Source organism: Aeromonas sp. 604176 (genome assembly GCF_049170755.1).
Lineage (GTDB): Bacteria > Pseudomonadota > Gammaproteobacteria > Enterobacterales > Aeromonadaceae > Aeromonas > Aeromonas veronii_A.
The window spans coordinates 1-1130 of sequence record NZ_JAAKNE010000261.1; the positions used below are offsets into that span (position 1 = coordinate 1).

At 52.3% G+C, this 1130-nt stretch carries 2 protein-coding genes and 1 pseudogene; 1 reads left to right on the forward strand and 2 read right to left on the reverse strand.

Annotation, left to right across the window (positions count from 1 at the left end; all coding sequences use genetic code 11):
- Positions 1-217, forward strand: a 217-nt coding sequence (locus tag G5358_RS21180; RefSeq protein ID WP_421324892.1) for a hypothetical protein, incomplete at its 5' end; no start/stop codon positions are given.
- A 91-nt stretch (positions 218-308) separates the two neighbouring features.
- On the opposite strand, the gene gmhB is transcribed toward G5358_RS21180, so the two are convergent.
- Positions 309-851, reverse strand: coding sequence for a D-glycero-beta-D-manno-heptose 1,7-bisphosphate 7-phosphatase (gene gmhB, locus G5358_RS21185; RefSeq protein ID WP_216952229.1), 543 nt, complete (start codon positions 849-851; stop codon positions 309-311).
- A 111-nt stretch (positions 852-962) separates the two neighbouring features.
- A pseudogene (tuf, locus tag G5358_RS21190) lies at positions 963-1130 on the reverse strand (elongation factor Tu); the annotation flags it as partial.

A 1130-nucleotide genomic window follows, 5' to 3' on the forward strand; every position in this document is an offset into this window, starting at 1 on the left:
TCAAAAATTGTTTTTGATGCTCGATGCTGCGAGTGCCCACACAGATTGCTTGATTCAAATTGTTAAAGAGCGACGCAGCTTTTGCTGCTGCGGGAGTGGCATTCTACTCAACCGCCTTCTCGAGTCAAGCCTTATTTGCAAAGGCTTTTCGATGTTACCGACTTGGCTTTCTGCGTTGCCGCTTGCCGTGTCGATGGAGGCGCATTATAGGGAGTGAATTCGTTCTGGCAAGGGGATAATTGCAAAAAGATGGCTTTCGCTGTTCGTTCGCTCACAAAGCCACCAATTGGCATATTAAACCGGCGAAATCAGCTTGCTGCAGGCACCGCGATGGCAAAATCGTGCAGGTTGTCATAGATGGCATCTGCCAGTGCGCTACCCGTTTCGGTAACCGGCTTACCGGTTCTGACCATGATCTTGTGACCGACCCCGGCATTGCTCGCTGCTTTCAGATCGGAAGGCTTGTCACCCACCATATAGGAACGGCTCATGTCGATCCCCAGTTCCTGTTGCGCCAACAGCAGCATGCCTGGCTCCGGTTTGCGGCAATCACAGGGGGCGCCGTGATCCGGATGATGGGGGCAGAAATAGATGCCATCGAGGTCCACATCCCGATCCGCCAGTGACCAATCCATCCACTCGGTCAGATTCATGAAGTCATCTTCACTGAAGTAGCCGCGGGCGATTCCGGACTGGTTGGTCACAACGACCAGCAGATAGCCTTTCTTTTTGAGGAGCTGCAGGGCGTCTATGACTCCGGGCAGAAAATGGAAGTCATCGACCTGGCTGACATAGCCAGTGTCTTCATTGATGACACCGTCACGATCCAGAAAAATGGCGGGTTTGCTCACGGAAACTACCTCAATCAATGGTTTTGCCCAGTATCTCACAGGGCAGATAAAGCCCAAAAACAAAAGGGGCGGCCGAAGCCACCCCTTTCATGTGTGCATTTAAAGTATCGATTAAGCGATAACTTTAGCTACAACACCAGCACCTACGGTACGGCCACCTTCACGGATAGCGAAACGCAGGCCGTCATCCATCGCGATCGGCGCAATCAGGGTAACAACCATCTTGATGTTGTCACCCGGCATTACCATCTCTACGCCTTCCGGCAGTTCGATGGTACC